The sequence below is a fragment of the Streptomyces sp. NPDC005393 genome, assembly GCF_040606675.1.
Taxonomy (GTDB): Bacteria; Actinomycetota; Actinomycetes; order Streptomycetales; family Streptomycetaceae; genus Streptomyces.
The window spans coordinates 80,087-106,488 of the sequence record NZ_JBEXFG010000025.1 but is presented as its reverse complement, the minus strand read 5'-3'; the positions used below and the strand labels follow the sequence as shown (position 1 = coordinate 106,488).

Here is a 26,402-nt window from a genome sequence, read left to right as displayed (position 1 = left end):
GGCGAGAGGTCCGGGGAAACGGACCGGGAGCAATCCCGGCACCGCGCCCCGGGCCTACTCAGCGACGAAGCCGGCTTCTCCATGACGCCGCCGCAGGCGAGGACCTGGTCACAGCGAGGCCGCACCCCAGTGGTGCGGGTGCGAGGCCGCTCCCGCAGACGGATATCGGGGACAGGTCCCGAGTACCTGACGGCGCGCGGTCTTGACCGACGGGTCGAAGAGCAGACCCAGGTAGGAACCGTCAGGCAGGGCGCGGACGACGGGCAGACTCACGCTGGCGCCGATCCTCCACATCAGGGCGGCGCCGGTGGCGGCGGCGTCGTGCCACAGCTGCCAGCTGTAGAACCCTGCATCGGCCAGCAGCAGCATGTCCGGCTCCAAAGCGTCCAGCAGGCCGGCCGCCAGCGTGCGCTCCCCGGTCCGGCAGCCGCCGACCTCCGCCGCGACCACGGCGTGAGTGCCGCACTCGGACAAGGTGACCAGGTGCACCTTGGGAAAAGCCGAGGCCTTCGGCCCGGTGCTCATCCGCCCGAACGCGGCCACGTTGGCTTCGGTGTCCGCCGCGTCCAAGCAGGTTCCGTCGACTGACATCAGCCGCAGACCGGCCAGCCACGCGCCCTTGGTGCCGTATCCGGCCGCCGGGACCGCCGCGCGCCGGAACAACTCCCGCAACGGCTCGGCCCCCAGCCGGGCCCGGGCCTGCGCGATCGCCGAAGTGCTGGGCACCTGCCAGTCATCACTCCACGAGCCCAGATGCCGCAGGGAACCTACCAGTTGGCGCATGACCTCCTCCGACCCGCTCCCGAAGAACAGACCCTGCGCGATCACGTAACGGGTCATCACATGCGTGGGAAGCCGCCGCACCCGCTTCTCCCGCCGCCCCGTGACATCCAGGACCTCTTCCAGCAGATCCCGGGGAAAGGTACGGGCGAGAACACCCAACTCGATGTGGTCCGTCAGCCGCCCGCCCGACGACTCATCCCCGCTGACCTGCCCCGCACGCACCATGGCCCGCACCATAGCGAGCCGACCCCACCCACCTCGCCAACAGGCGTACGTCAGGAGCAGTTAACTTAGCGGCATTGCGTCAAGAAGGCCCCCGGGAAGGCCGTAAAATGGGTCGGCGACAAGGCTAAGGAATACGGGTCCAGCGCGATCAACACAGCCAAGAACGCCGCCAAAAACCTCGACCCGAGAAGCTGGTGGTGACAGGCGGTACACCGATGGGGCGCCCAAGCCACCCTCCGGACAGCAGGGCAGCCCGCCACGCCGGTGGCCCAGAACGCTACGGTCAAGCTGTCGCGCTCGACCAGACCGGCAAGGAGATTGCAGTGGCGTTCGGCAAGGACAAGGCGAGGCAGGAGCCTCCGGTGGCCGCCGTTGATTGGGTGGGGGTACGGGAGTTCACCGTTGGAGGTGTGGAGCGCCCCGCCACGCCGAAGCGCAAGCGTGCCGTCCGCGGGGTTCGGGCCGTTCGTGTTCCGAAAGGGGGAGGCGGATCGCGGGTATATGCGCCGTGTGCGTACTGTGCACCCCCTTCCGTGCCGGCTCCTCCTGGTATTTCCGGTCCCCGCCTCTATGAGGACGAGGAAGCCCAGCGGCTGCTCTGCTACGTCGACACCGAGGGCGTCGAGGATGCGAAGGACGACGAGGGCGCTGGGCAAGACGCCGACAGAGACCGCCGTCACCATGTGCGGGACGGCAAGGGCGAAATCATCGGCACAATCCACCGCATTGCCCCATCGAAGCGGATGTTCAAGCACACCTGGCGCATCGATCAGCCAGGGCACCCGGAGATCGTGGGCCGCAATCAGTGGGCCAGCGGGGATGCCAAGGAGATCGCGGGGCGCGGGGCAGGCAAGTTCATCTCGGGGCTCATGGACTCCCTGGCCTCCTTGGATGCCGACAGCGGCGATCAGGCGGAGCGGAAGGCCCGGACACTCGAATGGAGAGCCGGCGGGGAGTTGGTTATGACTTCTCAGGGCAAGATGTGCACCATCACAGCAGATTGGCTGGACCGTCGTCTCGCCTTCGCCTTTGTCCTTCTCGGGGACCGCTGACCAGCCCCTGAAGGACGGCTGGATCCCGTCTTGCTACAGCTCAGCCACAGAAGATGGCTCGGGCGCGGATCCGCCCTATCATGACCCCGCTGACGACAGGTAACACGCACAGGGCGGTCACGGACGCCAGAAACGGGGGTCAGCGTGCGCAACGTCAACCCAGGCGATTTGGAGCAACTCGCCAAGCTCATCGACGGCAAGGGTGGAGTGGCGGACAAGCTCAGGGAGGCATTCACCCGGGCATCGTCCCTCGACGCGAGCGGAAAGCTGGCGACGCTCAAACCTTTGTCCTCGTGGGTGACCGATACGGCCCCAGACCTTCGGAAACGGGCCGCTATCGCCCGGCTTGAGGATGGCGACCCCGAAGCCGGTCTGAAGTGGGCCGGCTTCACCGCGGAAGACATCAAGAAATACAAGGGCGAAGGCCTCACACCCGACGCGCTGCTCCTTGCCAACTCCGTCGCCGCCAATGATTCCCCGCAGGCTGATGTCTTCCAGCGCAAGTCGAACGAGTCGCTGAGCGACTGGCTCGACCGTATGAAGGCCCACGCGATTGCCAAGATCCCCGGCCTCCAGCCCCATGAGCAGACCATCCAGACCATGATCGGGCTCTACGGCGACTGGACATCGGTGAATGGCACCAGCGCGACGGTCACCATTCAAGGCACCGTGCTGACCAAGGTGCTGCTCGGTAACTCGCTCAAGAACGGTGCGCTCAGGACCTGGAAGACCCGCCTGGGCGTGGCGCTGCGGGGTTCCCGCAGCGGCCTCATCCAGAAGGCCGGCAATGGCCTGATCAAGTGGACCCCCAAGCTCCGCTCGCTTGGCGCGCCCGGCAGCTGGTTCCCGTCGAAGCTGAGCCAGTGGGCCCAGGGCAGGGTCCCCGGCACCAGCGGCGTTGTCGGCGACTGGACGGGAACGGGCTTCAACGCCGCTCGCCGGCTCCCCTTCATGAACTCTCCCGTCTGGCGCGGCCTCACCGCCAACAAGGTCATCAACTTCGTCGTCGGTTCGGATACCCTCGCCGCGCGGTACGGAGGGCTCACACACTCGGGGCAAGCGGTGGCGCGCGCCGGCAACGCCAACCTGTTCAAGGTGGCGGGCAATATCTACACCCGTGGGCGAGCCGTCGGCTGGTCGCGAGGCGCGGCCCTGACCAAGGGACTGGCGGGGGCCGGCAAGGTATCGGGCGCTCTTCGCGGTCTCGGTGTTGCCGGCGGTGTCGCTTCCACGGCTTTCAGCGCAGCGAATGTGATCTCCCAGGGCAACCCGGTCGACGCGTTCAAGAGGAATGGCGCCGGGTATGTCGCGGATGTCGCCGAGGTGGGCTTCAACGCCTCCATGACCGCCGCGATGGTGGCCCCCAATCCCTTCACCATCGGCGCCGCCGTCGTCTTCGGCGGGGTCTACGTCGGCGCCAAGGTCGTCGAGCATTGGGACGACGTCAAGGCGGGAACGAAGAAGGCCGTCGAGTGGACCGGGGATGCCGCCAAGAAGGTCGGATCAGGCATAGCGAGCGGCGCCAAGGCCGTAGCCAAGGCGGCTAATCCCATGAATTGGTTTTGACCCTGGTCATCTCATCCGCTCACCCGAGCGACGCGGGGTCCTCGACAAGGAGCTGATGCCCATCTGGCAGAAGGTCCGTTACGCTCTGCCAGTCTCGCGGGCCGCGCCAGAGCGCACGAGCGAGCGTCAAACAGGAGGTGTCGACCTGCTTGAGCACGAGGGCGATCGCGAGGTCCGCTGCGTCCCCGTCTCCTTCGGCTCTGCCTACGCGCTCGATACCGGGCTTGCGTACAACGGGGCCGATCGTGACGGCTGCCCCGTCTCTGCGAAGTTCAGCGTCCTTGGATTCGCCGGTGGACGTATAGGTGAACCGTCGGTGCCGCGATGGTCGATGTCCAGCCGACGGGATCCCTTACATAGCCCCGTGACCCGGAAGTCGGTTCGCATGACGACATCGTCGATTCTGAGAAACCCACCGTCCAGGGACGGTACGCCACCGTATCCACCACCGCTGAAGATGGTCTCAGGAAATGCTTCACGCGGAGGACGGTCTCGTTGTGCGGGTTGTTCCCATCAGCCATCACGGAGCGAACCTCTACGTCGCCGAGCGAACCGATACGGCCTCGGTAGCCCTGCTGGGACCCGTCGGACACCGGGGCCAGGTCGAACTCGAATCCGGCGTCAAGATACTCTCAATCTGTCGGTAATGCCCGCCTCAGGGGCGAGTGCGCCCGCGATCCGCGCGTCACGCCTCGTCGATCAGGTCTTCCTTGTCCGGGAGGAGATCGGTGATCTTCTCCCAGATTTCGCGGGACGGGGTCCGTACCAGCACCAGCTCGCTGTCCGGGCCGACCTGGCCCTCCATGATGGGCTCTTCCGGCTTCTCCCGGACCCAGCAGCCGCGCGGGCCGCAGTCCCAGACCGCGAGGGCCCTGACCATCGCGGCCCGCTCGTCCTCGTGCTTGCCGTCCCAGGCCGTGGTGATGCGCCACATGGCGTTCATGGCAAGGACGAGTTCGCTGAGCTCGCTGAGCTGAGGTTCCTTGAGGCCGCCTACCTCGGCCAACGCCTTGCGGGTCAGTTCGGAGGCCGCGGTTTCGTCGCCGGCGGCCTCGTCGAGGGCCGCGAAGGCGGCGTCGAGGGCGCCCATGGTGGTCTCGATGCGGGAGACCTCGGACTCCGGGGGCTCGATGCTGTGGAGGTGGACCATGCGGGCCAGTTCCCACACGAGCATGTGCGGCTCGATGGGGACGTACTCGGACTCCTCCTCGCCGGGCCACCCGTCGTGGGCGATGACCGCCTCCTGGCCGACGATGATCCCGTGGTTCACGGTGCCGTGCTCGCCCGTGATCTCCACCGTGACCAGGACCATGGGGTTCGCCAGCGCGCCTAGCAGATCGCGGAGAAGAGGGGCGAGTTCGCCCTCTTCTCCGACCAGACCGATCCGCTGAAGCTCCACCAGGGAGTCCCAGAGCTGCTCCGGCGGCGTCTCGCCGTCCAGCAGATGGGCGAAGACGGCGATATGACGGTCGGCCAGGCGGAAACGGGACCGGGAGCTGTCGTACGAAGGCATGTCTCTCATTCTCTCCCGTAAGACCGGCGGTGAGCCGGGCTCACTTCTTCGAGCTTTTCGCGTCCTCGACGCTCTTGTCGCACCGACGTGCTTCTTCTCGCAAGGCTTTCGCCACTGATGCGCATTTTGTGGCCCATGACCTCAGATCGCCGCGCACCTTGTCGGCGTTCGGTCCCGCCCACTTTTTCATCGCGTTCGCGCTGTGGTTCTTGGGCTTATCAACGAGTGAATCAATGTCATCAGCAAGCGATCGCAACTGCGAGGCGCGCTTGGTGAGCTTGTCGATTTCCGGATCGGCCATGCCGTTGCACCCCCTTATCACACGGCTGCTTCAGCATAGCCCCAAGTGACGGGCGCGGTCCCGGGGATACGTCAGGCGCGTGCGATATGCATCAGGTCCGTTACAAGGCACCGTGCGAGTTACGGGATCGACGGCCGCTGCGGTAGCGTCCAAGGGTGCAGGCGGGACGTCCGTTTGCCTCTGACGACACGGGGAGGAGCGCCATGGCAGGCGACATGGATCGCGGCGCAAGCCTGGAGAAGCTGAAGAGCCTGTCCGACGACTTCGACAGGAAGGCCGGGGATCTCGCGGCTCTCGTTAAGCACCTGAACACCAAGACGACCACGAGCGACAGCTACTGGAAGGGCCCGAAGGCCAACAGCTTCCGGGACGAGTGGGCCAATGTGAAGCCCACGTTCGACAAGTTCGTGGAGACGCTGCACCAGGCCAGCAAGTCGGCCAAGCAGAGCCACGACAACATCGAGCGCGCGACCTGACGGAGTTACCGGAGCGCGTCGCTCGCGGCGTGGTCGCCGCGGAGGCCGAGGCGCACCCCTGAGGGGTGACGCCCCGGCCTCTTTCGTTTACCGTTTCGCTGATTTCGGACTATTCGTCCAATACTCCCTGGATCGGCATCATCTCGCCGCCGCGCACCAAGACGCCGCTACCCGGAGAACCGCTGCCGCTGTTCGCGGGCAGTCGAATGTTGAACAGTTCTCCGTCCGATGAACTCTGCGGCATCAGCAATACACCATTGCGCGTCTTACGGGCTTCCGTGACAAAGCCCCGGTACTGGGAGGACAAGGTGTCCGTCGTACCCGCGGCGATCACCGCGTGGTCCCCGTCCATTCCGCTGCGGAGCACGCCCTCCAGCGGATCGTCCAGCGCCTCGTCATAGAGCAGTTCCGCATCGTCGACCACGACCGCGTACGGCCCGTCGGCCTGCCGCAGCAGCGCCTCCAGATCGTCCTCTCCGCTGTCCGAGCCGAGCACGCCCAGCACCCCCGGCTCGCCAGCCAGGTCGCGCAGCGGCGAACGACGGGGGGTGATCAGCACCAGCGACGTACCGCAGCGCAGCAGGGAGCGGGCCGCGCCGACGAGCACGGTCGAACGTCCCGACTTCGGGGGGCCCGCGATCACCAGACCCGGACCCATCTCCTGCAAGTCCACGCCGACCCGTTGGAGTTCGTCGCCGCCCACGCCCAGCAGCGTCCACAGCGGTGAGGACGGTGCGAAGTCGGGGTCCAGGGCCATCGCCTCCGCGGCCGTGATGCGGCCGGGCAGCGCGTCCACGCGCATTGGGCGCAGGGGCTTCGGCAGGCGCGGGCTCCGCTGCTCCGCCTCGTGGCCGATCCGGCGCAACGCCTTGACCTGCGCCTGGCCGGACGGGTCGGCGGCCAGCAGCCCCAGTTGGGTCTCCTCCACACCGTGGTCGGCCAGCCGCAGCGCCCGGCCCGGAGGCATGTCCTTGGGGACGTCCCTGACCTGGAAGCCCGCGGTCGAGTAGTCGCTGGGGTCGGCGAGCCGCAGCACCAGCCGTTCGCCGAACACGGAGGACACCTGCCCGCTCAGACCGCTGCGGTCGGCGGTCATGACGACCCTCATGCCAACGGAGGCGCCTTCGCGGAAGAGCCGCTGCATGGACTCGATGAGCTGTCCGTAGTTGTAGCTCTCGAACGTGGAGGTGAAGCCCTCCCAGCCGTCCAGCAGGACCACCATCCACGGTAGCTGCTCCTCCGGCGGGGCCGACGCGCGCTGTTCGGCGGCGCTGGAGGCCCCCATCATGGCGAGCATCTGCTGGCGTCGTGAGACCTCTGCCAGCAGCCGGTCGATCAGCCGGCGCACGCGGTCCGGCTGGTCACGGGTGACGACCGCGCCGACGTGCGGAAGCCCTACGAGCGGCAGAAGGGCGTTGGAGGCGCAGTCGATGGCGTAGAGGTGCACATCGCCCGGCGAGGACCGCTGAGCGAGGGACCCCGCCAGCGTGCGCAGGGCGGTGGACCGGCCGGATCGAGGGCCACCGACCAGCATGGTGTGCTCGCCGCCGACCAGATCCAGCGCGAACGCCTTACGGTTCTGCTCGGCCGGCAGGTCGGTGAGTCCGAAGGGCGCCGGGTGTACATCCGCGGCGGCCGCCGGGGCGACCTCCGGCTCCGGCAGTTCGTCGAGGGCCACCTGTGTGGGCAGCGGCGGCAGCCAGGGGCTCCGGGGCGTCCCGAAGCCCATCTTCGCGGCCCCGTCGCGTACGGCGTCGACGAGAACGGCCAGGTCGGTGACCATCGTTCCGTCGTCCTCCGCCTCGGCCACGCGTGGCAGCGGGCGGCCGTACGCGGACCAGGGCAGCGCCGCCAAGGTCACCTTGGGGCCGGCCTGGCCGTCACTCGGGCGCCGGCCACCGATCCGCGCCGACTGCACACCGACCAGCGACTGGGCTCCGGAGCGTACGTAGGCTCGGCCCGGCGTCGACTTGGAGATGGCGCCCGCGTCCGGTGCGTCGATGACGTCGGACGACTCGGAGGCGTCCGTCACGCGCAGCGCGATCCGCAGGTTGGTGTTGGCCCGGATGTCGGCACTCACCACACCGGCGGGACGCTGGGTGGCCAGCACCAGGTGTACGCCCAGGGAGCGGCCGCGTCGGGCGATGTCGACGAGACCCGCGATGAAGTCCGGGAGCTCGGCGACGAGGGAGGCGAACTCGTCGATGACCAGGACGAGCCGGGGCATGGCCTCCAGCTCGGGACGGAGCTTGCGGGTGTCGTTGTAGTCCTCGATGTCCTTGGCGCCCGCCTCGAAGAGGATCTCCTCGCGGCGCTTGAGCTCGGCCGCGAGCGAGGCCAGCGCCCGTTCGGTCAGATGGGCATCGAGGTCGCTCACCATGCCGACGGTGTGCGGCAGCCGTGCGCAGTCCTGGAACGCGCTGCCGCCCTTGTAGTCGATGAGCACGTAATTCAGGGCGTCGGGGCGGTTCACCACGGCAAGCGAGGCGATGATCGTCTGCAGCAGCTCGGATTTACCCGCACCCGTGGTGCCGGCCACCAGCGCATGCGGTCCGTCGCGCCGGATGTCCAGGACGAAGGGGCCATCGGCCGCGATGCCGATCGGTGCCGCGGTCGTCGAGCCCCCGGCCCGCCATATCCGCTCGATGTCCACGCCGGTGGGGTCCGGCATCTCGAGCATCGACAGCAGCCGGGCGGCCGTGGGCAGGGCGCTGTCCGCGTCGTCGCGGCTGACGTCGCGTACGGGGGCGAGGGAGCGCGCCACCAGTTCACACCAGTCCAAGGCCACCTGGTCGACCAGCACTTCGCCGACCGACTCCAGACCGGAACCGCGCAGATGGACCCGGGTCGGGGACTGGGGGGACCAGCAGATCGCGGCGCGGCACTCCTCGGGGAGCAGTCGCTCGTCCTCGTCGATGCACAGCGCGAAGATGCCGTGGCGCGGGCCCTCTTGGAGGAGTTGGGGCACCCCGGGCATACGACGCAGAAGCCGTGCGCCGTCCAAGACGAGGAGAATGTACGGGTCGGGGCGCAGGGATCCGTACGCGCTCTGGTGCTCACTCGCCGCCTTACGCCGCCCCAGCTCGTTGAGCAGCTCATTGACTCGCTTGGCGATCACCTCGGAGTCCGCGCCGAGCAGCGCCACGCAGTCCTGCCCCTGCTGGGGCGCGGTGTGCGGAAGCCAGTGCGTCCAGCTCCACGCCGCGCCCGACTCGGGCGTCGAGCTGAGCACCACCAGGGACAGATCGCGCGGGCTGTGCAGCGCGGCGGCCTGTACGGCGAGCCAGCGGGCGGTGCCGAGAACGCGGTCGCGGTCACCGGCCACACCGACCACACCCAGCTCCACGTAGGCCAGGGAGGCGGGGACATCGGGCAGCACCGGAGGCTCCGGCGCCTCGTCGCCGTACTGGGCGTTGCGGGCCATCACCAACTCGACGTCCGAGGGCAGATCCGCCACTCCGAGCCGCAACTGCATGGCGTCGGGATCGGTGATCCTGCGCTCCCACAGCCGACGGCGCGGCCCCGTGGCGAACAGCAGGATTTCCGCGGGGTCCGGATGCGCGACGCGGCGGTCCCGCTGTTCCTGCTTGCCGAGACTCAACAGCTCCGCCTGGTGCTCGACGACCTCCTGCCGGTACTGCTTGATCGACTTGCGGTGCTGCTTGCGCCCGTACCGCGCGTCGCTCAGCCACTGGCCCAGCATCATCACGGGGCTCATCAGACAGAACAGCAGCATGTAGATCTGCTTGGTCATGAAGTACATGAGCAGGCCGAAGGCCAGGGGGATGAGGGAGGCGAGGATCTGGAAGCGAGCGTTCTCGCCCTTGGTGGGCATGCCCGGCACGGTGACGCGGGCACGGGGGCGCAACGGGGACAGACGCGGGGGACGGTTGTACGCGAGTCCGCCCTCACCGGTGGCGGACAGATGAGCGTCGGGCTCGGCCGACTCGTCGAGCACGAACAGCGAGTCGCCGACCCTCAGCATCCCGCCCAGCGGCCACTGCTGCTCTCCCCCACCCTCGATCGGCTCGTCGTCCAGCAGCACCTGCGCGTCAGGGGAGGGGACGAACGCGACCCGGCCGTCGATGTGCACCGTCACCCGCACCGCGACCGGCGGCAGAAAGGCGTCCGCCACCGGCAGCGTGCAGGTGCGGTCGGTCCCGATGGTCGCCACGCCCGCCGCCAGCCGGACCACCCGCCCGGCGCCGGGCCCCCCGGCGACGCGCAGTTCGTAACGGCCGGTGGGCTCACCGGCGCGCATAAAGGGGCCGAGGGCGTCGTCCACCGAGACCCGCATACCGTCGCGCAGGACGGTCGCGGCCGGTTCCCGCGGGTCGCAACGGCGACCGTCGGCCCACAGGTTCGGCATCGGCGCCGGGTCAGCCGCGCCTCCCCCGTACGCGAAACGCGGGTCCAGGACGGTGCCGGGCAGGGGAACGACAACGGTGAGCGGCGCGCCCTGTTCCCGCGGGGACGGCACGGCCTGGCTCTGCTGGGTCGCCACGCCGTGACCGCGCTGCGGAACCGGACCACCTAGCGACGCCGACAGGGCCTCCGCGACATCGGCGGCGGTCGCAGCGTCATCCGCGGTGACCATGACGTCCTGCGGATCCGCCCCCTCCCGCACAGCCGTCACCAGGACTCGCATGGCTGTCTTCCTCCCCGTCGGCCGTCACCGGCCCCGTCACACTTCACCGGCCACGGACTCATTCACCGGCTCACCGAGGCTATCTGCTCGCCAAATCCCGCGATACGCCCGTCTCCGATAGCCCGCCGCACGCTCAGCGGCGAAGGCGCCCTCAGTGCCGAGCGCCGGTAGCCAGGGCCAACGCGCCCAGGAACGCCTGGGGGTCCCGGGTGGCAATACGCAGTCCTTCACCGCTTCTTGTCCTGATCACCACACTGTCCATACCGAGCGGCACTCCCCAGCCGCCGCCCACGATGCGCGGCTCACCCCGATCGGCCGCCCGCAGCCCCGGAACGGGCGCGTCGACCGCCGCCGCGGACGTCGCGAATCGCTGGCCGCGTGACGACGTGGCCGCCTGGAGGCTTGCCGCGACGGAGGCCGGATCCAACTCGGCGAGCGGGGTGCGCTCCCGGCCGACGCGCAGGGTGTGCTGGTCGATTTCCACCCTGTTGTAGATAAATTTGGATATGGGGACGCCCATGAAGGCGACAAGCAGAAGCAGGAAGAGCGCCGACACGGCAAGCCAGGCCCCGAGATCCTCACTGCCGGCGTCAATGCCCATCCAGGCAACGCCCACCACGTAGACGGTCAGACAGATGACGGACCACGTCTTCGAGAGCTTTTCCTTGTACATGGTGGCGATGATTGCGAAGGCATCCCCGTACGGCAAGCGGCGGCGGCATCGGGCGGGGCCATCGCAACCTGCGGTTCACCTTGGTCGAGTGACTGCGAGGCCGGTCAACCGCTCTTGGCCTTCTTGCCCTCCTCCTCTATCTTCTTCCGTATGCGCTTCATCTCTTGCTTCGCGTGGTGGAGTGCTCGACGTATCTCCTTCTCGCGTCCGCCCCATGACTCCCGGAAACGCTCTCCAGCCGGCCCCGCCAACTCTTGTCCGGCGCAAACTCCTTGACGTTGTCCAACGTGCGTTCAAGCTCGTCGGCGCACCGCTTCAGATCGCGGATGTCTTTGTCGCAGTCAGACAACTTGCTCATGTATCCCCCTCGGCCGGCAGGTGACGGCTACTCGGGTATCCGCAGCAGACCGACGATCTTCCGGCCCAACGATTTCGCCCCGACGGCCTGAGCGACGATTCCAGTGGGCGCATGGGGTTCCTCCACCGTGACGGTCCAGAGCTCACGTTCAGCGGCGTACGTGATCACCAGGGCCCCAGGCGAGTCCGACAGCACCATCAGTCGCCCCACCACCAGAGCCCCGTCGATTACCTGCTGCAGTGGAGATATTACGTTTGCGCTGTCGAGGGCGTGCGGGTCGAGCTGCCGCGATCGGCCATCCTTGTCCGCGGCACCGAACGGATCGACCAGATCCTGGATAATGTCGGCTGCGGATTCAATGGATTTCGTGAGCGTGAAGAGATGAAGCCACCCGTGGTCACCCGCTCGATCAGAAAGAGATGCGAGTGGATGTAGACGAACACACTCGGAGCTCCTCTGCTGCTGGTCGTGTTCCTATGCGGCTTAATTGACTACTATGGCGATCTCCTCGTATCGAGGAAGGCGCGCGCAGAATTTCGGGAGCGGAAGGAGACTGACCGTCGCCGTAAGGATCTTCTACACGAGTATGGTCTCGACCAAACTTTCGACGGCGACTGGCATCGAGGGGCAGGACAGCTCCTGTTGCATTGGTACAGTCAATCAAAGCACCCTTCCCGTCTTGTACTTCTGGATCCCGGTCGCATTGTCTTGGCTGCACCGCCCAAGCGCGTAACCGTGGGGCGGGACAAGAAAATGCAGATGGTGGCGGAGATCCCAGGGGATCAGGCGGTCATCGAGGACCCGCTGCTGGGACAGATGGAGTCGGACAAGCTACGCATACGCTTCACTGACGGTTCATGGTTGGTGCTCAGCGTCGGCGAGAGGCCGAACGACATCCACAAGTATCTGGAAACCGTTCGCGATTCCCGGCGGCGGTGGCGGAACCCGAAACCTCCCCACCCACGTTGGCTGATGATCCAGCCTCGGGCTCACGGCGCAGGCGCGTTGGGCGAGGGCTGGAGGCGTGAAGACCCCCCGATCCGGATCGACCTGCGAAGGCCGCTGCCGACAGCGTGCAACGCTGTGAGCTCCACTCCTCCCCATGTGTGGTGCCTCAGTTGACGGTGGGGCGGGTGGCGGGACCGGGCCCGGGAAGCCGAATGCGGCTTAGGTCATGGCGAAACCGTGGAGGGCGGCGCTAGCGTCCTGCCTCATAACACAGCAGTCATCACACAGGGAGTACACCGTGCGCCGTCGAGCCACGTCCGCCTTCGCCGCCTCGGTCGCGGCCGCGCTTCTGCTCGCTGGGTGCGGCGGTGGCGATGGCAAGAAGGGTGACGACAAGATCGCGGGGGCTCAGAAGGGCGACGCGTCGTCCTCAGCGGCCCCGTCCAAGGCGGCTTCGGGGGATGAAAATGGCCCCGAGATGACGTTCCCGAAGGACTTCAAGATGGTCCTTGACTGGGAACGGCCGACGGACGCCAAGCAGGCTGCCGCTCTCGACGGTGCCACGAACTTTGTGCGTGGCATCAGGTACGGGACCGTGAAGCAGGACTCCGAAAGCGCCGCCTACAAGTACTACTCGTCGCCATCGGGCAGTGCCCAGATGTATGCGAAGGATCAGATCGAACAGAACGTAAAGGGCGGCTGGACACTCTACGGCACGGATCGCTACACCCAGCCCAAGGTCCGGGTCTCGGACGACGGTAGGCGGTCCTCCGTCACGTTCTGCCAGGACCAGTCGAAGATGTACAGCAAGGAATTGAAGTCTGGAAAGGTTCTGCGGACGAAGACCAGCGACAGGGACTACTCCTTGTACGAAATCGTGATGGAGTTGGTCCCCAAGAGCGAGCTGTGGGTAGCGACATCGATCGAAGTCCAGGGGGAAGCCAAGCAATGCAAGCTCTGAAGTCGGCGATGCTGACAGCATGTGGACTTTTGACCATATCTATGATCATGGCGACAGCGGCTCCCGCGGCTGCGGGTGGCAAGGTGAACGTTGGCACCTCGTCAGACGGAGGGCTCAAGAAGAACACCCTCTACGCCCAGGCCTCGAAGGTCACCTATGACACATCGAAGAACGGGTTGGGATCGTCGACCGGGCCTCTGACCGTCAGCAGCGGCAACTGGTCGCCGCCTCCCTGCTGGTATGCGCCTCTGTGGGACCCCAAGCAGTTCGAGAGGGAGAACGAGGAGGGCTACAAGGAGGTCGTCGACGACGCCAGGCAGCCCAGCTACGCCAAGCAGTCCGTGGCGCAGGTCCGGGAGATGTACAAGAACGGCGAGTACAAGGACTACAACAAGGCCAAGCAAGGCAAGGGCATGTGGTGGGGCGCCGTGGAGAACCCCAATGAGCCGGATATCCTGAAGAGGCTGGCCTGCAACAACAAGATGCCGTTCTGGGTGGACAACGGCAAGACGCCGCCGGTTGAGAACGCCATCGACCCCAAGGTGCTCGCCGGTCTCGCCTATCAGCAGCTCAAGGTCCCGGACACGGCGATCGACCTCAGCCCGAAGGGCCGGCAGACCGTCAATCTGGCGACGTGGGCGTGGCTGGACAAGGCGACGTTTCGGCCGGTGTCGGTGACCGCGTCCGTCGGGGCGCCGCTCGATATCTCGGCGACGACGACCGCGACTCCGGTCTCGCTCAAGCTGGAGCCGGGGACGAAGGATGCCGAGCTGCATCCGGCTTCGGGCGAGTGCCCGATCGACGGGGACGGGAGCATCGGCACCCCGTACACCAAGGGGTCGGGTGACAGGACGCCGCCGTGCGGGCTGACGTATCTGCGGTCCACGCCGGGCGGCGGCGCGTACAAGCTGAAGGCGACCATCACCTGGAAGGTGAAGTGGACCGGCACCGGTCGTGCCGGGGACAGGTTGCCCGATGGGATCTTCGGAACCACGCAGAATGTGACCGTCCGCGAGGTGCAGGCCATCAACCGCTGATCGTTGTGGGTGTGCTGCCGGCCTCCGTCCTTGGGATGGGGGCCGGTGTGGTGGGGCGGCCGACTACGCCGGCAGCACCGAGGTCAGGAAGGGCTCCACGGCGCGGCGCCAGCCGTCCGGCTGGTCGTAGTGGACGAGATGGCCCGCGTCCACCACTTCCGCGTACTGGCCGCGCGGGAGCACCCGGACCATTTCCTGGGCCTCCGCGCGCCCCAGCTCGCCGTCCAGACCGCGGACGACGAGAGTGGGGCATTCGACCAGCGCGAGCTCTTCCCAATGGGCGTCGTGGACCCAGGTCTCACGGACCTTCAGCATCTGGCGGCGGGAGAAGACCGGCCGCCAGCCGTCCGAGCGCTCCGCCATGACCTCGGCGAAGAAGTCGCCCCGGGACGCGCTCGGCCGCTCCAGCGACGGGTCGTCCTCGCCGAACCACTTCCGTACGTCCGCGAGGGTCGCGAACGGCACCGGCCAGGACCGGAACCACTCGGTCCACTCCCGCTGTGAGGCGGCGCCGAGCGCGGAGGCGCGCATATCGCAGATGACCAGGGCCCGGACGAGATCGGGGCGGCGGGCGGCGAGCTGCCAGGCGGTGAGGGCGCCCATGGAGTGGCCGATGAGGGTGACGGGGGCGAGGCAGAGCTGCTCGACGGCCGCCTCAGCGTCGTCCACATAGGTGCCGCGGTCGAACGGCCCGTCGGCCGGCTTCTCACTGCGGCCGTGGCAACGCTGGTCGAGGGCGACGGCCCGGTGGCGAGTGGCGAGCCAGCGGGCCGTCTCAGCCCAGTGGGCGGCGCGGCCCATCAGGCCGTGGAGCAGCAGCACTCCGGCGCCGCGCGCTCCCGCGCGGCCGCCGTCGGCCTTGGGCGGGTCGGTGAACTCCCAGGCGGCGAGCCGCACGCCGCCGACCCCGGTCACATCGATGCGTCGCACCATGCGTTGTGGCACCTCCAACCCTCTCTCGATCTCACAGTATCGAACCCGCATTCGAATGTACTGCTGCTGCCAGGCAACACCCCTCGTTCGAGTGACCACGCTCAAGGATTGTTCGGCTGCGCCGAGGGGAGAGTGCTAGCGGGAGGCGGACTACTCGGGGAAGGGAGTCCGCGGGGGCCGACCCTGGGAGCTCGGGGCTCCGGGTCATCAGGGCCCCGGGTCGCACCGGCCGCGTTCGCGCGGTCCGTACGGCCCGGGGCCGAGCGGGGGGACATGGGGAAGCGGGGCCCCGGCGCCTTACAGCGCCGGGGCCCTCGGTCAACACCCGCTCGGCAGCACCGCCCGTCGGGCCCATAAGGAGCCCCCTCCCCTGCCCCGGGCCGGGGACCCACCCGAGGAGACCTCGAGTGCCCCGGCCCCAGACCTCTGCACACCTCGGCGCGCGAGCACGCTTACGCCTATGCGTTCAGCGACAGCGTTGCACGGGTCGGCGCGGCCCGCTCGGTTTCCCTCAACTCCGGTTTCGGGAAAATCCGTCGCCCCAGGTCGCGACGGCCGAATCGGCTGAACCGGGTGTATCGGTCAGCGTGTCGGGGCGGGGTGGGGAGGGGTGCGTGGGTGTTGGTGGGAGTGCGTGGGTGTTCGGTGGAGGTGGGTGTTCGGGGTGGGTGTTCGGTGGGGTGGGTGTTCGGTGGGGTCAGCGCTTGGCCACGAAGACATGCGAGGCGATCTCCGCCTCCAGCTCGGCCGCCTCGCCGCTGCTGCCGACCAGCACCCCGCCCGGCGACTCCGTGACGCTCACCACCGAGCCCGGCTGCACCCCTGCCCGGCGCAGGGTGTACATCAGCTGCGCGTCCGTCTGGATCGGCTCACCGATACGGCGGACGACCACCGTCTTGCCCTCGGTGCCGGGCTCCAGCTCCCGCAGGCTCACCATGCTGTCGTCCAGGAACGGATCGGCCTCCGCCTTCTCGCCCAGCTCCTCGAGGCCCGGGATCGGATTGCCGTACGGCGACTCGGTCGGATGGCGCAGCAGCTCCAGCACGCGCCGCTCCACCGCCTCGCTCATCACATGCTCCCAGCGGCACGCCTCGGCGTGGACCTGCTCCCACTCCAGCCCGATCACGTCGACCAGCAGACACTCCGCGAGCCGGTGCTTGCGCATCACCCGCGTCGCCAGCCGACGGCCCTCCTCCGTGAGCTCCAGATGCCGGTCGCCCGCGACCGTCACCAGACCGTCGCGCTCCATGCGCGCCACCGTCTGGCTGACCGTGGGGCCGCTCTGATCGAGCCGCTCGGCGATCCGGGCGCGCATGGGGACCACGCCCTCCTCCTCGAGCTCGAGGATGGTGCGGAGATACATCTCCGTGGTGTCGATCAGTCCGGACATGCGTGCCCCTCGAATAAGTCGTGCGGTGGCCCTGACCCAATTCTGACGCATCCCGCCGACAACGGGGCCAGGTCGGCCCCTTCCGCCGCGAGGGCGGGGGCTGCTATTGACAGCGTCATGATCCGAACAGCGACAGAAAGGGCCATCCGGTGATGAGCGAGACCCAGCCGGCCGGGGACTTTTTCGACGCGGCCATCGACCTGCTGCGGCGAGCGCGGGACGAGGAGGCCAAGCGTATCGCCTCGGCGGGGCGTCTGATCGCCGACACCGTCGGTGTGGGTGGCCGCCTCTTCGCCTTCGGCGCCGGGCACTCCTCGCTGCCCGCGCAGGACGTCGTCTACCGCGCGGGCGGCCTCGCCCTGATGAATCTGCTTCCAGTGCCGGGGGTGGTCGGCGTCGATGTCATGCCCGCCACGCTCGGCAGCGCGCTCGAACGCGTCGACGGGCTCGCCACGGCCGTCATCGAGAGCAGCCCGCTCCGGGCGGGCGATCTGCTGATCATCATCTCCCTGTCCGGGCGCAACGCGCTGCCCGTGGAGATGGCGATGAGCGCGCGGGACCGCGGCGTCACGGTGATCGGGGTGACCTCGGTCGGTTACGCGACATGCACCACCTCGCGCCACGTGTCCGGCGGCTTCCTCAAGGACCACTGCGATCTGGTGATCGACAACAAGATCGCGGTCGGCGACGCGGAGCTGACGGCAAAGGGCGTCGGCGCGCCCTTCGCCCCCGCGTCGACGGTGGTGACCAGCGCGCTGATGCAGGCCGTGGTGGCGGCGGGCGTGACGGAGCTGGCCGGGCGGGGGGTGGAGCCGCCGATGCTGAGGTCGGGCAACGTGGACGGCGGACATGAGTGGAACGCGCGGGTGATGAGCGAGTACGGCGACCGGATCTTCTACCGGCGGTAGCCGTTGCCTATGCCTTACGGCTGGGCGCGGTGAGCGGGTATGTCCGGGGCGCGGTGAGCGATATGGCTGCGGCGCGGTGAGCGATATGGCTGGGGCCCGGTGTGCGGTACGGCCAGGCCGCGGCCGGCGATGCGGCTGGGGCGCGGTGAGCGGTACGGCCAGGGCGCGGCTGGCGATGCGGCTGGGGCGCGGTGAGCGGTACGGCCAGGGCGCGGCCGGCGATGCGGTGGGGCGCGGTGAGCGGTACGGCCGGGCGCGGCCGGCGATGCGGCTGGGGCGCGGTGAGCGGTACGGCCAGGGCGCGGTGAGCGGCACGGCCGGGCGCGGCCAGCGGCACGGCCGGGCGCGGTCAGAGCGGGCCGGCGATGCGCTGCAGCCAGGACGTGGCAGTACGTCCCGGGCACGTCAGCCGTACGGCTGGGCCTGAGCAGCGGTACAGCGATATGCCCTGGGCGGGGGCAGCGGGCCGGCGATGCGCTGCGGCCGGGGGCCGGAGCCGGCGATGCGGCTGGGCGCGGTGAGCGGCACGGCCGGGCGCGGTCAGCGGCACGGCCGGGCGCGGTCAGCGGCACGGCCGGGCGCGGTCAGAGCGGGCCGGCGATGCGTCGCGGCCAGGACGTGGCAGTACGTCCCGGGCACGTCAGCCGTACGGCTGGGCCTGAGCAGCGGTACAGCGGTACGGCCGGGGCGCGGCGGTATGGCCGGGGCGGGGCAGGTCGGCCAGGGCGCGGTCGGCCGTCGGCGAGCCACCCCTACGGCCGGGCGCGGCCGGCGATACGGCTGGGGCGCGGTCGGCCGTACGGCCAGGCACGGTGAGCGGTATGGCCCCGGGCGCGACCGCGCCGTCGGCCCACGGCGGGGTCGGCCGTGGGCCCACGGCGGGGGTCGGCTCAGTGGGGGCGGTGGGTCAGGTCCAGTGATGCCGCTACGCGCGCCGCCACGTCCTCCGCGTACGTCGCGTCCGTGCGGTCGAAGGCGCGGCGGCTGGAGGTGCGGAGGAAGGTGACCACGCCGAGGGTGCGGCCGCGGCTGCGGAGGACCGTGCACAGGCCGTGGGCCGTCCCCTCGGGCCATTTGCGGGCCGCCGCCCACTGGGTGGCGGCCGGTTCGTCCGTACGGGTCGCGCTTGCTCGTACCGAGCCGCAGCGCTCGGCCGCCTGGAGGGCCGGGTGGCTGTCCAGGTAGGCCACCGGGATGCCGCCCGAAGCGATCGGCGGGCACGGGCCGGGCGTGCCGCAGGGGGTCGCCGCCGCCCGTACGAGCCGGATCCGGGGCGGCGGGGCGGGCGTCGGCGGGTCCAGGACGAGGTCGATCAGGGCGTGGTCGGCGAAGCCCGCCAGCGCGAAGTCCAACTGGATCGCGGCCGCCTCCATCGGGTCCTCGCATTCGGCCGCCGCCCGCGCCGCCCGGTGCAGCTGGTTGCCGCGGAAGCGCAGCCGCGCGCTCTCCTGCTCGTGGGTCTTGAGCTCCGTCACGTCCTGGAAGATCCAGGCCACGCCGAGCGGCACCGGCTCCTCGGTGAGCGGGGAGGCCAGCCGCAGGAAGCCGCTGCGCCAGCAGCGGCGCGCCGACGCGTCGCGCTCGCGCCGGTCGCCGCCCTCGGCCCGGTGCTCGTCGTCGTCCTCCAGCGCCTCGTACCGGCTGCCCTCGTCTTCGTCCTCGTCCTCGTCCTCGTCCTCGTCCCGCAGCGTCACCCACAGTTCGGTGGGCGCCTGGGGCGCGCCCTCCGCCAGGACATGCTGAAGGGCGTTCTCCACCTCCTCGACGCCCTGGTCGAGGAATTCGCCCAGCGGGCGGCCGAGCGCGGCGGTACGCCCCGTCCGCAGCGCGCCCGCCGCGCTGCCGTTGACGACGGCCACCCGCAGATCCGCGTCGACCAGGACCACGTTCCACGACGCGTCCTCCAGCAGCGCCTCGCTCAGCGCGATCGACCGCTCCAGGTCGAGCTGGGCGTGCACCTCGCTGAAGGCGCAGTACACCCCGGCCGGCCGGCCGTCCGCGCCCGGCACCGCCGACGCCTGGGTACGGACCAGGACCCGGCCGCCGTCCTTGGTCAGCAGCGCGAACTCGTGTACCTGGCGGCCCGGCGCGTCCATCGCCTCCATCAGCCGCTTCTCGACCTCGTGCGCGTCCGCCGCACGGGCCGCCCAGCCCGCCAGCCCCTTGCGGCCGACCGCCTCCGCCGCCGTCCAGCCGAGGATGCGCTCGGCCTCGCGGTTCCAGTGGGTGACGGTGCCGTCGGCGTCGAACGCGCACAATGCGGCGTCCATGCCGTCGAGCAGCGCGGCGAGCAGATCGGAGTCGTCCCGGTCGGGCCCGTCGGACGGGGCGGACGCCGCCGACTGCGCCGGGACGGACCCCGCGGGCCCCGCGGACCGCGTGGGACGAGCGGGACGTGCGGGTTCGGAACGCTGTGGAGCGGTCACCGGATACCCCCTGCTGGACGTGGCTGCGTGTGGTGCTGCCTGTGGTGGGGCACGTCGGGACATTGAACTCGAACGTGACACGCGCCACACCGGATTCCACCAAATCGTTGCCATGCGGAAATTCGCTTGTCTGCGCCGCGAGGGGGTTCTTAGGGTGTGAGTACACGAGAAGGGAGGTGGTTCGGCAGATGTATGAAATCCGGACGCGTGAGGTGACTGCGGGCTAGCAGTCCGCCGTCGCGCTCAGCGCATTCGCCGGACTGGCGCACGAAGGATGTGCGCGGCCGGCCAATCCCACGCAGTCACCCGACCCGCGGTGTCGCCGGTACGTCCGACCGGCCCCCTCACGCTTCACGGCGGCAGGGGAAAGACCCGCGGGTCGTCTGTGTTTCCCGATGTGCTTCCGGATGTGTTTCCGGATGTCTTTCCGGACGCCCCGGCTGTGTGCCGAACACCGCTCGAGGGTCTCTTTCGGGTCAGGCCGGATCAGCGCGCCGCCCCTACGGGCACAGCCGTTCCACCCGCCAGCCGTCCTCGCCCGAGATCCGGACGTACCGCAGCCGGTCGTGCAGCCGGTTCTCCCGGCCCTGCCAGAACTCCACCGTCTCCGGCACCACCCGGAACCCGCCCCACTCCGGCGGCACCGGCACCTGCTCCCCCGGCGGGTAGCGGTCCGCCAGCTCCGCGTACGACCGGTCCAGCTCCGCCCGCGAGCCGACCACCGAGGACTGCGCGCTCGCCCACGCGCCCAGCTGTGAGCCGTGCGGCCGGGTCCGGAAGTACGCCGCCGTCTCGTCCCGCCCGGTGCGCCGCGCCGTGCCCAGGACGACGACCTGCCGGGCGATCGGATGCCAGGGGAAGAGCAGCGAGACATGCGGGTTCTCGGCGAGCTCACGGCCCTTGCGCGACCCGTAGTTGGTGTAGAAGACGAAGCCGCGCTCGTCGAAGCTCTTCATCAGGACCGTACGGGAGCTGGGGCGGCCGGCGGCGTCTGCCGTCGAGACGACCATCGCGTTCGGCTCGAAGAGCCCGCTGCCCACCGCCTGCTCGAACCAGCGGGTGAACTGCTGGTACGGGTTGCCCGCGAGCTCGGCCTCGTCGATGCCCTCCGCGCGGTAGTGCTCGCGCATGGCGGCCGGGTCGTACGTCCGCGCGGAGGTGTGCGCGGAAGAGGCCGATACGGAAGCCGGGGGGGAAGCCGGGGGCTCCGGGTCAACGTGAGGCACGCGCTTATCTTGCAACATCATCGGTCCGCCGCAAGGGGTGACCCGAAAGAGCGGTCCCCTCCCCCACCTCGGGCGCGCGTAACCCTCCTGGTGGGCGGGGGCGGTGTGCCGCTTCTCACGCTTCCCCATGGGTAGCGCACCCATCAGACTGTGGCTGTCCATGCGCCTGTCGGCGCTTGGTACCCGCACCGCTTCCACCGCGGCTGGGTGACCACCACTCGCATGGGGCACATCACCGGTGTAGCCGGTACGGACCGCGAGCCGCGCCACGCAGCCGTGTAATCGTCCCGGCACCGGCAGAACCCGATGGTCCCGATGGCACCTTGGTCTCACACCGCACCGGTCGTACCAGCCGTACCAGCCGCACCAGCAGTTCATCCACCGTCCGCCCACCGTCGCCCACATCATGAGGAGCCGCCTGATGTCCGACTTCGTACCCGGACTCGAAGGAGTCGTCGCGTTCGAGACGGAGATCGCCGAACCCGACAAGGAGGGCGGTGCGCTCCGCTACCGCGGCGTCGACATCGAGGACCTCGTGGGGCACGTCTCCTTCGGCAACGTCTGGGGGCTGCTGGTCGACGGCGCCTTCAATCCGGGGCTGCCCGCAGCCGAGCCGTTCCCCATCCCCGTCCACTCCGGGGACATCCGGGTCGACGTCCAGTCCGCGCTGGCCATGCTCGCGCCCGTCTGGGGCCTCAAACCGCTGCTCGACATCGACGAGGAGCAGGCCCGCGAGGATCTCGCGCGCGCCGCGGTGATGGCCCTGTCGTACGTCGCCCAGTCGGCCCGCGGCCAGGGGCGGCCGATGGTGCCGCAGCGGGAGATCGACAAGGCGGGGACCATCGTCGAGCGCTTCATGCGCCGCTGGCGCGGTGAGCCCGACCCCAAGCATGTCGCCGCCGTCGACGCGTACTGGACCTCGGCGGCCGAGCACGGGATGAACGCCTCCACCTTCACCGCCCGCGTCATCGCCTCCACCGGCGCCGATGTCGCCGCCGCGCTCTCCGGTGCGGTCGGCGCGATGTCGGGCCCGCTGCACGGCGGCGCGCCCTCCCGGGTGCTCGGCATGATCGAGGACATCGAGCGCACCGGGGACGCCACCGCGTACGTCAAGCAGGCTCTCGACCGGGGCGAGCGGCTCATGGGCTTCGGGCACCGGGTCTACCGCGCCGAGGACCCGCGGGCGCGGGTGCTGCGGCGTACGGCCAAGGAGCTGGGCGCGCCGCGGTTCGAGGTCGCCGAGGCGCTGGAGCGGGCCGCCCTGGAGGAGCTGCACAACCGGCGGCCGGACCGGGTGCTCGCCACGAACGTCGAGTTCTGGGCGGCCATCGTGCTGGACTTCGCGGAGGTCCCGGCGCACATGTTCACGTCGATGTTCACCTGTGCCCGTACGGCGGGGTGGAGCGCGCACATCCTGGAGCAGAAGCGGACGGGGCGCCTCGTACGCCCCTCGGCGCGCTACATCGGACCGGGGCCGCGCAGCCCCCACGACATCGAGGGCTACGGGGACATCACGCGGTAGTCAGGGGCGTCGTCGGGGGGCATTGTCAGGGGGCGCCGTCAGGGAGCGGAACCCAGGACGTCGTCCAGGATGCGTGCCCACTGGGCCACCACCCGCTCCCGGCGGGGGGCGTCGTCCGTCAGCAGGTTGGCGAGGCCGAGGCCGCGGGCCATGTCTAGGAGGCCCTGGACGGCCTCCCGGACGCCCGGGACCGTCTCGTCGGCGCCCAGCAGCTCCACCGCCATCCGGTGCGTCTCGCGGCCGATCCTGCCCTCCAGGGCGGTCACCCGTGCGCACAGCTGCTCCTCGTACGAGGCGGCCACCCACAGTTGGAGGGCGGCCCGGAAGAGCGGGCCCGTGTAGAGGGCGACGAGCTCCCCGACCACCGCGTGGGTGCGGCCCTCCCCCCGCGGGGCGGGGAGGGCGCGCAGCTCGGCCGAGCGCTCCTCGGCGACATGTTCGACCGCGGCCGTGAAGAGGTCCTCGCGGGTCGGGAAGTGGTGCTGCACCGCGCCGCGTGAGACCCCGGCCCGCTCGGCGACCACCGACACCGTGGATCCTGCCCAGCCGTGTTCGGCGAGGCAGGCGACGGCGGCCTCCAGCAGCCGCTGCCGGGTCGCGCGGCTGCGGTCCTGCTTGGGGCTTCGGTCCTGCTTGGGGTCGCGGCCCTGCTTGGGATCGCGGTCCTGCTTGGAGTCGGGCAGCGCCGTACGGGGGCTCACGCGCGCGTCCCCGCGTCCGGCACCCACGCCGGCTCCCGCCGCTCCAGGAACGCCGTCATGCCCTCCCGCGCCTCCGCCGAGGCGAAGAGCCGCGCCGAGAGCGCGGCCAGCGGCTCGCCGTCCCGGTCGAAGGCGCGCAGCACCTCGGCCGTCGCCAGCCGCTTGGACTCCGCGAGACCCTGCGGGGAGCCGCGCCGCAGCCCGTCGAGGACGGGGGCGAGCACCCCGTCCACGTCTCCCTCCGGGTCCACCAGGGTCACCAGGCCGATCCGGGCCGCCTCGGCGGCGTCGAACCGCTCCCCGGTGAGGTAGTAGCGGGCCGCCGCGCGGGGGTCCAGCCGGGGCAGCAGCGGTATCGATATGACGGCCGGGGCCAGGCCGAGCCGCGCCTCGGTGAAGGCGAAGCTCGCGCCCCGGCCCGCCGCCGAGATGTCGCACGCGCCGAGCAGCCCGAGCCCGCCGGCCCGCACATGTCCGGTGACCCGGCCCACCACGGGCTTGGGCAGCTCCACGATCGACCGCAGCAGCGCCACCAGAGCGAGCGCGCCGGACTCCGAAGGCGGCTCGCTGAGGTCCGCGCCCGCGCAGAAGGTGGTGCCGGTGTGGGTGAGCAGCACCGCCCGGGTGGCGTCGTCCCGCCCGGCCGCCGCCAGCGCGGCGCGCAACTCGGTGACCAGGCGCGCCGAGAGGGCGTTGCGGTTGTGCGGCGAGTCGAGGGTGAGGGTGGTGATGCCGTGTGCGGACGTACACCGCACAAGCGGCTCGGGCGCGTCGGCCCCCGAAGGGGCTTCGGGCCGCGTAGGGGCTTCGGGCCGCGTAGGGGCTTCAGGCCGCGTAGGGGCTTCAGGCCGCGTAAGCGCGTCGGCCCGCGAAGAGGCTTCAGGCCGCGTAGGCGCGTCGGCCCGCGAAGAGGCTTCAGGCCGCGTAGGCGCGTCGGCCCGCGTAGGCGCGTCGGCCCGCGAAGGGGCTTCGGCCCGCGAAGGGGCTTCGGCCCGCGAAGGGGCTTCGGCCCCCGAAGGGGCTTCAGGCCGCGTAGGCCCGTCGGCCCGCGAAGGGGCTTCGGCCCCCGTAGGCGCGTCGGCCCGCGGCGGGTTGTCGGCCGGCGAAGGCGCGTCGGTCATGGGGCGGTCGAACTCCTTTCCCTGGCGCGCAGTTCGCGCCGCAGGATCTTGCCGGTGGCCGAGCGCGGCACGGTCTCCGTGAACTCCACGCGGCGCACCTTCTTGTACGGGGCCACCTGCCCCGCAACGTACGCGATCAGCTCCTCCTCCGAGATCCGGGCTCCGGGACCGCGCACCACATACGCCTTGGGGATCTCATTGCCCGCCCCGTCCGTCACCCCGATGACGGCGGCGTCGGCGACGGCCTCATGGGTGAGCAGGACGGCCTCCAGATCGGCCGGGGCGACCTGATACCCCTTGTACTTGATCAGCTCCTTCACCCGGTCCACCACGAACAGCCAGCCGTCCGCGTCCACATGCCCGACGTCGCCGGTGTGCAGCCAGCCCTCCGCGTCGATCATCGCGTCCGTGTCCTCGGGGCGGCCCAGATAGCCCTTCATCACCTGGGGCCCGCGTATGAGGATCTCGCCGTCCTCCCCCGTCGCGACGTCCCGGCCGGTGTCCGTTGCGACGATGCGCATCTGCGTGCTCGGGAGCAGCTTTCCGACGGTCCCCGGCGGTACGTTCTCGGCGAAGCGGGGCACCAGATGGCAGCCCGGCGACAGCTCCGTCATCCCGAACGCCTGCAGCAGCGGCGGGACGCCCAGCCTCGTCGCGCACGCCTCCGCGAGCCGCGCGTCCAGCGGCGCCGCCGCGCTCAGCACGTACCGCACCGACGACAGATCGCGGCGGCCGACCGCCGGGTGCTTGGCGAGCGCGAGCACGATCGGCGGGGCCACGTACAGCGCCTGCGCCCGGTGGGTCTCGATCGTCATGAGGAACTGTTCGAGCTCGAAGCGTGGCAGCACGATCACCGTGCTGCCGCTGCGCAGCGGCGCGTTCATCAGCGCGGTGAGGCCGTAACTGTGGAAGAACGGCAGCACGGCCAGCACCCGCTCGCCCGGCAGGGTCGGCACCAGCGCCTCCACCTGGACCAGGTTGGTCGCCACACTGCGGTGTGTGAGCATCACGCCCTTGGGGGTGCCGGTCGTCCCCGACGAGTAGGGCAGCACCGCGATGTCCCGCACGGGGTCGATCTCCACCACCGGTTCGGGTGCCGTGCATGTCAGCATGGAGCGCAGTGAGCGATGGCCGCTCGCCTCGTCGCATACGAAGATCTCGCGCACCCCGCCCGCGCGCTCCGCCGCCTGCCGTGCCACGCCCAGCAGCGCGGAGACGGTGACGATCCAGGACGCCGCCGCGTCGTGCAGCTGCTTGGCGAACTCCTCCGCCGTCGCCAGCGGATGCACCGTTGTGACCGCCGCCCCGGTGCGTGTCACACCGTAGAACGCCGCCGGATACATCACCGAGTTCGGGCTGTGCAGCGCCACTACGTGGCCCTTGCCCACCCCCGCCTCGGCCAGCGCCGCGCCGATCCGGCGGGAGGCGTGGTCCAGCTCCGCGTAGCTGAGGCCGGCCCCCGTCACGCCGTCGACCAGCGCGATCCGGTCGCCGAACTCCTCGGCCGCGCGGGCCAGTACGGCCTCGTGGATGGGCAGATCGACGGGCGGGACATCGGGATACTCGCTGTGCAGCACCATGGCCGTTCCCCTCAGGTCCGGTTGCCTACCCGTCGAATCTGCCCATCTCGTCCG

The 26,402-nt window shown here is 69.9% G+C and carries 19 protein-coding genes and 2 pseudogenes; 9 read left to right on the top strand and 12 right to left on the bottom strand.

Annotated elements, in window-relative coordinates; genetic code table 11:
• Positions 1-81 precede the first annotated feature (81 nt).
• Positions 82-168: pseudogene (locus ABZS71_RS21490) on the top strand (IS630 family transposase); the annotation flags it as partial.
• Positions 169-189: 21 nt separating this feature from the next.
• On the opposite strand, the pseudogene ABZS71_RS21485 reads toward ABZS71_RS21490, so the two are convergent.
• A pseudogene (locus ABZS71_RS21485) lies at positions 190-1,008 on the bottom strand (IS4 family transposase); the annotation flags it as partial.
• 323 nt (positions 1,009-1,331) lie between these two features.
• Between ABZS71_RS21485 and ABZS71_RS21480 the strand changes: the two are divergent.
• Both ABZS71_RS21480 and ABZS71_RS21475 read left to right on the top strand, forming a co-directional pair.
• Positions 1,332-2,060: a hypothetical protein gene (locus ABZS71_RS21480; protein WP_356212373.1), complete on the top strand. Its 729-nt coding sequence runs from the start codon at positions 1,332-1,334 to the stop codon at positions 2,058-2,060.
• A 144-nt stretch (positions 2,061-2,204) separates the two neighbouring features.
• Entirely contained in the window at positions 2,205-3,626 is a 1,422-nt protein-coding gene (locus tag ABZS71_RS21475; RefSeq protein WP_356212370.1) for a PE-PGRS family protein, read from the top strand.
• Positions 3,627-4,311: 685 nt separating this feature from the next.
• Here ABZS71_RS21475 and ABZS71_RS21470 read toward each other — a convergent pair.
• Both ABZS71_RS21470 and ABZS71_RS21465 read right to left on the bottom strand, forming a co-directional pair.
• On the bottom strand, positions 4,312-5,139 hold the full coding sequence (locus tag ABZS71_RS21470; RefSeq protein ID WP_356212368.1) for a hypothetical protein: 828 nt from the start codon (positions 5,137-5,139) through the stop codon (positions 4,312-4,314).
• Between the two features lie 40 nt (positions 5,140-5,179).
• Positions 5,180-5,440 carry a hypothetical protein gene (locus ABZS71_RS21465; protein ID WP_356212365.1) on the bottom strand — a complete coding sequence of 87 codons (261 nt, stop codon included), beginning with the start codon at positions 5,438-5,440 and terminating at the stop codon, positions 5,180-5,182.
• 203 nt (positions 5,441-5,643) lie between these two features.
• Between ABZS71_RS21465 and ABZS71_RS21460 the strand changes: the two genes are divergently transcribed.
• Entirely contained in the window at positions 5,644-5,916 is a 273-nt protein-coding gene (locus ABZS71_RS21460; protein WP_356212362.1) for a WXG100 family type VII secretion target, read from the top strand.
• 109 nt (positions 5,917-6,025) lie between these two features.
• Here the strand turns inward: ABZS71_RS21460 and ABZS71_RS21455 are convergent, their stop codons facing one another.
• Together ABZS71_RS21455 and ABZS71_RS21450 are read right to left on the bottom strand one after the other, a co-directional pair.
• On the bottom strand, positions 6,026-10,564 hold the full coding sequence (locus ABZS71_RS21455; protein WP_356212359.1) for an FtsK/SpoIIIE domain-containing protein: 4,539 nt from the start codon (positions 10,562-10,564) through the stop codon (positions 6,026-6,028).
• 151 nt (positions 10,565-10,715) lie between these two features.
• Positions 10,716-11,237, bottom strand: coding sequence for a DUF3093 family protein (locus ABZS71_RS21450; RefSeq protein WP_356212356.1), 522 nt, complete (start codon positions 11,235-11,237; stop codon positions 10,716-10,718).
• Between the two features lie 1,604 nt (positions 11,238-12,841).
• On the opposite strand from ABZS71_RS21450, the gene ABZS71_RS21445 reads away from it, so the two are divergent.
• Together ABZS71_RS21445 and ABZS71_RS21440 are read left to right on the top strand one after the other, a co-directional pair.
• Entirely contained in the window at positions 12,842-13,504 is a 663-nt protein-coding gene (locus ABZS71_RS21445) for a hypothetical protein (RefSeq protein WP_356212353.1), read from the top strand.
• A gap of 83 nt (positions 13,505-13,587) precedes the next feature.
• Positions 13,588-14,541, top strand: a complete 954-nt coding sequence (locus ABZS71_RS21440; protein WP_356212350.1) for a hypothetical protein — start codon at positions 13,588-13,590, stop codon at positions 14,539-14,541.
• 63 nt (positions 14,542-14,604) lie between these two features.
• On the opposite strand, the gene ABZS71_RS21435 is transcribed toward ABZS71_RS21440, so the two are convergent.
• Positions 14,605-15,474: an alpha/beta hydrolase gene (locus tag ABZS71_RS21435; protein ID WP_356212347.1), complete on the bottom strand. Its 870-nt coding sequence runs from the start codon at positions 15,472-15,474 to the stop codon at positions 14,605-14,607.
• A 697-nt stretch (positions 15,475-16,171) separates the two neighbouring features.
• Positions 16,172-16,864 carry a metal-dependent transcriptional regulator gene (locus tag ABZS71_RS21430; RefSeq protein WP_355857216.1) on the bottom strand — a complete coding sequence of 231 codons (693 nt, stop codon included), beginning with the start codon at positions 16,862-16,864 and terminating at the stop codon, positions 16,172-16,174.
• Positions 16,865-17,016: 152 nt separating this feature from the next.
• Between ABZS71_RS21430 and ABZS71_RS21425 the strand changes: the two genes are divergently transcribed.
• Together ABZS71_RS21425 and ABZS71_RS21420 are read left to right on the top strand one after the other, a co-directional pair.
• Positions 17,017-17,772, top strand: a complete 756-nt coding sequence (locus ABZS71_RS21425; protein WP_356212344.1) for an SIS domain-containing protein — start codon at positions 17,017-17,019, stop codon at positions 17,770-17,772.
• A 145-nt stretch (positions 17,773-17,917) separates the two neighbouring features.
• Positions 17,918-18,199 (top strand): hypothetical protein, encoded by a 282-nt coding sequence (locus ABZS71_RS21420; protein WP_356212341.1) that lies wholly within the window; start codon positions 17,918-17,920, stop codon positions 18,197-18,199.
• Between the two features lie 463 nt (positions 18,200-18,662).
• Here the strand turns inward: ABZS71_RS21420 and ABZS71_RS21415 are convergent, their stop codons facing one another.
• Together ABZS71_RS21415 and pdxH are read right to left on the bottom strand one after the other, a co-directional pair.
• Entirely contained in the window at positions 18,663-20,198 is a 1,536-nt protein-coding gene (locus ABZS71_RS21415; protein ID WP_356212338.1) for a PAS domain-containing protein, read from the bottom strand.
• Between the two features lie 500 nt (positions 20,199-20,698).
• Positions 20,699-21,328 (bottom strand): pyridoxamine 5'-phosphate oxidase, encoded by a 630-nt coding sequence (gene pdxH / locus ABZS71_RS21410; RefSeq protein WP_355857276.1) that lies wholly within the window; start codon positions 21,326-21,328, stop codon positions 20,699-20,701.
• A 517-nt stretch (positions 21,329-21,845) separates the two neighbouring features.
• Between pdxH and ABZS71_RS21405 the strand changes: the two genes are divergently transcribed.
• Positions 21,846-22,946, top strand: coding sequence for a citrate synthase 2 (locus ABZS71_RS21405; protein ID WP_355857225.1), 1,101 nt, complete (start codon positions 21,846-21,848; stop codon positions 22,944-22,946).
• 38 nt (positions 22,947-22,984) lie between these two features.
• Here the strand turns inward: ABZS71_RS21405 and ABZS71_RS21400 are convergent, their stop codons facing one another.
• From ABZS71_RS21400 to ABZS71_RS21390, 3 genes are all read right to left on the bottom strand, one after another.
• A complete protein-coding gene (locus ABZS71_RS21400; RefSeq protein WP_356212386.1) occupies positions 22,985-23,530 on the bottom strand; it encodes a TetR/AcrR family transcriptional regulator in 546 nt (181 codons plus the stop codon).
• Between the two features lie 113 nt (positions 23,531-23,643).
• Complete coding sequence (locus tag ABZS71_RS21395; RefSeq protein ID WP_356212335.1) at positions 23,644-24,402, bottom strand: enoyl-CoA hydratase family protein; 759 nt, start codon at positions 24,400-24,402, stop codon at positions 23,644-23,646.
• A 362-nt stretch (positions 24,403-24,764) separates the two neighbouring features.
• Positions 24,765-26,348: a 4-coumarate--CoA ligase family protein gene (locus ABZS71_RS21390; protein ID WP_356212332.1), complete on the bottom strand. Its 1,584-nt coding sequence runs from the start codon at positions 26,346-26,348 to the stop codon at positions 24,765-24,767.
• Between the last annotated feature and the right edge of the window lie 54 nt (positions 26,349-26,402).